Below are 4,445 nucleotides of genomic sequence, written 5' to 3' on the forward strand. Positions count from 1 at the left end.
GGCGTGTTGTTTGGCGACGAAGAAGGAGAAGTTTCTCTCCCTGGACTTTTTCTGGCCTCCACCTGGGCAGCAGTGGACAACTGCGCCGCTATCCAGCGAGCTAGAGAAAAAATTGAACTGCTGCGCTCCGGGCAAAACCTCGATAGCGACCGGCGGAGTTAATCGACATCAAATCAACAAACTGGAAACCCTATCCTTCTCCCCTCTCCCTGTGGGAGAGGGGTTGGGGGTGAGGGATCCCTTTGCCAGCAGCAGTTTAGAAAAAAGGAGCCTAGAATGGCCGCAGATCCGAAAAACTCGAAACCATGAGATCTGCTGCTTGCTTAGCCTGTCTGCTCGCCGCTCTCTTTGTGGGAAAAGGGATCCCGGCTCTGGCCTCACCCGCTCTTTTGGTACTGGCCCAGTCAAGCTTTCAGCCCTACATCAATGCCCGCTTTGGCTATCGCCTCGACTATCCGGCCGATTTTGTCCCCCAAGGGGAATCCGATAGCGGCGACGGTCAGGTGTTTGTCGGCGAAGAGGGGGCTGAGCTCCGCGTTTGGGGTGGGTACAATATTTTTCAAGCAACGCCTGCCAGCGCCCTGCAAGAGGAGTTGCAGCGCAGCCGAGAAAGCGGACGCCGGGTTACCTATCAAGTTGCCGGTCGGGATTTTTTCGTGGTCTCCGGCTACGAGCCAGGCAGCTTGCGGATTTTCTATCTCAAAAAGCTTGTCCGCCCCTCTCTAGAGGCGGGCTTTGAATTGGTCTATCCGGCCAGCCGGCGCGAGCGCTACGACCGGGATGTGGAAGCCATAGCCCGCTCCCTGCGCTTTGGGGATCCCTGACCCAGGCCCCAGTTGGGGCATGATCATAGGGATCCCTGGCAAAACCCAATGGCCGAGAGACCGCTGGACAGTTGGCTGCGGGAACGCATGCAAGCCGTTGGCCTTTCCTCATGGCGGGCCTTGCAAGCTCAAGCAGGGATCAGCCGCCGCGCCCTCGATCAGGTGCGCCAAGGGCGGTGGGGATCCCTGCGCCTGGAGCAACTGCAAAAGTTGGCTGCCGCTCTCCGGTGGGATGTGGGATCCCTGCTTGGCGGCGGAAGGGGCTCTGACAATGCAGAGGCAATCTTCTCCCTGCTGCAGCCGCTGCTGACCAGCTACCCCACCGTCCGCGAGATTGCCCGGCGCAAGCCGGATTGGCCGGCCCAGAACGTGACGGCTCTGTTCCGGTCGCTGGATGCCCTGCTGCAGCAGTGGGGGTATGAAGCCATCGGCAGCCCTCTTGAATCCGTCCCCTTCGACCCGCAACTGCACCAGCCGGATCAGCCGGACATTCGGCCCGGGGATCCCGTCTATATCCGCTTTGTCGGCTACCGCTGCGGCGATCGCATTCTCTGCCCGGCCAAAGTTAGTCGCTCCCTGCCCGGAGGATTGAGCTGATGGCACCCGTCCCCAAAGCGACGCTGGCTATTGATTTTGGCACCAGCAACACCGTGGTGGCGGTTTGGGATCCTGGACAAGAAGCGCCCCGCCTGCTCAGCCTTCCCGGCCTCTCCCGCCCCAGTTACGCGGCTATTCCCAGCCTGGTCTACGTCAAGGGAAAAGGCCAACTTCTGGTGGGAGAAACCGTGCGCGCCGGGCGCTGGGGGGCAGTGGATCCGCAGCGCTTGTTTCAGGGCTTCAAGCGGGATCTGGTGGCGGAGTTTGTGCCCCCGCCGCGAGTTCTGGATGGGGAGCGCTACGATGCCGAGAGGGTGGCCCAGGCTTTTTTGCAGGCGGTGATGGAAGCCATCCAACAAGAATACCCGCAGCCGCAACAGGTGGTGTTTACAGCTCCCGTCGGCTCTTTTGAGCGCTACTTAAACTGGCTGCGGAGGGTGGCCGGGGATCCCATTCAGATTGTGGACGAGGCCACTGCCGCTGCCCTGGGCTATTCGGTTGGCCAGCCGGGATCCCTTGTGCTGGTGGTGGATTTCGGCGGCGGCACCTTGGATCTCAGCCTGGTGCGCACCCTTCCCCCCCAGCCGGGCAACCCCGTCCTCAAGGCAGAGGTAATCGCCAAGGCAGATGCCTACGTGGGCGGATTGGACATCGACATCTGGATTGCCGAATACCTGCTGGGGCAACTGGGGCTGAGCCGGCAGCAGCTGGGAGCCCTGAGCTGGATTACCCTTCTGGAGCAGGCAGAACAGCTCAAGATCGCCCTTTCTGCCCAGCCCAAGGCGGTGGGCAGTTGGTTTGACGACGAAGCCCTAACTGCCTATGAGCTGCAGTTGGATCGGCAGGTGCTGGAGGAGATTCTAGAAACCCACCAGCTCTTGGATCAAATCCGCCAGTGCCTAGACGATGTGCTTCTCACTGCCCAGGCCAGGGGAGTGGGCAAAGGCCAAATTGAGCAGGTGCTCCTGGTGGGAGGCAGCTCCCAACTGCCGGCAGTCCAAGAGCTGCTCCGCTCCTACTTTGGCAAAAAGAAAGTCCGCTGCGAACGCCCCTTCGACGCTGTGGCCTTGGGCGCCCTGCAGGTGGGCCGCCAAGTTAAGCTGGAGGATCGCCTGCACCACAGCTACGCCATCCGCCTCTGGGATCCCTTGCAAAAAAGCTATATCTACTACCCTCTGTTTGAGCAGGGCAGCCCCTACCCCTGCCGACGCTCCGAGCCCTTGATCTTGCAGGTGGCCAACGACGGGCAAACCGAAATTCGCCTCGATGTGGGAGAAGTGGCTCAGGTGGCCCAGGCCGAGGTGGTTTACGACGAGCTGGGGCGCATGAGCAGCCGCCAACTCACTCGACAAACCGATTTTCGATCCCTGGCCCCCGGCGCCGAGCCGGCTTGTCTGGCCCGCCTGCAGCCCCCAGGCCGGGCAGGAGAAGATCGCCTCAAGGTGGAATTTGCCGTCGATGCCTCGCGGCGGCTGCTGGCCACTATCTTCGACTTGCAAACCCAGCAGCTTTTGGTAGAGGCCCAGCCCGTAGCCACCCTGAGTTAGAGAGAGAAAGGCACTCAGCCTCTTGTCGCACCGAAACCCAAACAGCGCTATCTGGCCATCCTCTCCTCTCCCTCAGGGAGAGGGGCCGGGGGTGAGGGATGCCTCAGGGAGAGGGGCTGGGGGTAAGGGTAGATTTGAAACGACCATAACCCGATCGATTGGATGGGGATTTGTTGGGCCTAGCTTGAGCAATTCAGTATTTGAGAAAAAGCCTTGTTTCCACCACCACCCCCCTCTTTTGCCCGTCCCCCCCTGGACTTTATCCCGCCGGCCTACAGCCCCTGGGTGCTGCGGCTTGTCCACGGGATCCTGCCACTGCTGTTGCGGCTGAGGGTGCGGCCCTGGCTTCCTTCCGGTATTGCCAAAATCGAGGCTAGGGGCGTGGAGATCCTGGCGCAGCTCTACCACCAGTTTCAGGCGGGCCAGATCCGGCTGATCCTCGCTTTCCGCCATGTGGAGGTGGATGATCCCCTGGTGGGCCTCTACGTGCTCTCTCGCCTGGTGCCGCAGGCTGCCCGTCGCCAAGGGATCCCCCTCCGCAAACCCATTCACGCCCATTTTCTCTACGACCGGGGCATGCCTCTTTGGGGTGGCGAGTGGCTAGGGTGGCTATTGTCTCGCCTGGGCGGGATCCCTGTGCATCGGGGACGGCGGGTGGATCGGCTGGCGCTGGCGGCGGCGCGGCGCCTACTGCTGGACGGCCCATTTCCTTTTGGGATCGCGCCGGAAGGGGCCACCAATGGCCACAGCGAGCGGGTCAATCCTCTGGAGCCGGGAACGGCGCAACTGGCCTTTTGGTGCGCCGAAGACCTGGCCAAAGCCGGTCGTTCGGAGAAGGTAGTTGTGGTGCCCATCGGGATCCAATACCGCTACCTGAAGCCTTCTTGGAAAAAGCTGGAGCGCCTGCTAAGCCACCTCGAGCGCCTCAGTGGCCTGACGCCGCCGGCGGATCCCAAGCCTTCCGCAAACCGCCACTGGGCTCAGCGGATCTGTGGCCTGGCCCACCACCTGCTGGCCCAGATGGAAACGTTTTACGGCCTTCCCCCTCTTCCCTCTGGGGAGCCTTTCAACGCCTGCCTGGAACGGCTGCTCCACACGGCGCTGCAGACGGCCGAGACCTACTTTGGCCTATCTCCCCAAGGGGACTGGAACAGCCGCTGCCGCCGCATCGAAGAAGCTGCCTGGATCCAGATCTACCGAGAAGAATTGCGACATCCCGGATCCCTGGCTCCGCTGCAGCGGGGGTTGCTCAACTGGAAAGCCCAGCAGGCTACCCTCTACCTACAGCACATGCGCCTGGTGGAAAGCTGCGTGGCCGTGCAGGAAGAGTACTTGCTGAGTAAGCCTTCTTTTGAGCGGCTGGCAGAAAGTGCCCTGATCCTGTTTGATGTCTTGGCCCGCCTGCGCGGCGATCCCTACCCGGCCCGGCCTCGCCTGGGTTGGCGAGAAGTTCAGGTTACGGTGGGGGATCCCATCT

Annotated in this window: 4 protein-coding genes; all 4 read left to right on the forward strand. The window is 61.8% G+C overall.

Annotated features, from left to right (window positions below; all coding sequences use genetic code 11):
- The first annotated feature begins 305 nt into the window (after positions 1-305).
- Positions 306-824 carry a hypothetical protein gene (locus tag NW852_RS12625; RefSeq protein WP_414332930.1) on the forward strand — a complete coding sequence of 173 codons (519 nt, stop codon included), beginning with the start codon at positions 306-308 and terminating at the stop codon, positions 822-824.
- A gap of 48 nt (positions 825-872) precedes the next feature.
- The gene (locus NW852_RS12630; protein WP_414371699.1) at positions 873-1,421 is read left to right on the forward strand and encodes a hypothetical protein; all 549 of its coding nucleotides are present in this window, start codon (positions 873-875) and stop codon (positions 1,419-1,421) included.
- On the forward strand, positions 1,421-2,968 hold the full coding sequence (locus NW852_RS12635; protein ID WP_414371697.1) for an Hsp70 family protein: 1,548 nt from the start codon (positions 1,421-1,423) through the stop codon (positions 2,966-2,968). Before NW852_RS12630 ends, NW852_RS12635 begins: the two co-directional genes overlap by 1 nt.
- Positions 2,969-3,181: 213 nt before the next feature.
- A partial coding sequence (locus NW852_RS12640; RefSeq protein WP_414426795.1) for a 1-acyl-sn-glycerol-3-phosphate acyltransferase occupies positions 3,182-4,445 on the forward strand: 1,264 nt, incomplete at its 3' end.

Origin of the sequence: Synechococcus sp. H60.1, assembly GCF_047462335.1 — a bacterium.
Lineage (GTDB): Bacteria > Cyanobacteriota > Cyanobacteriia > Thermostichales > Thermostichaceae > Thermostichus.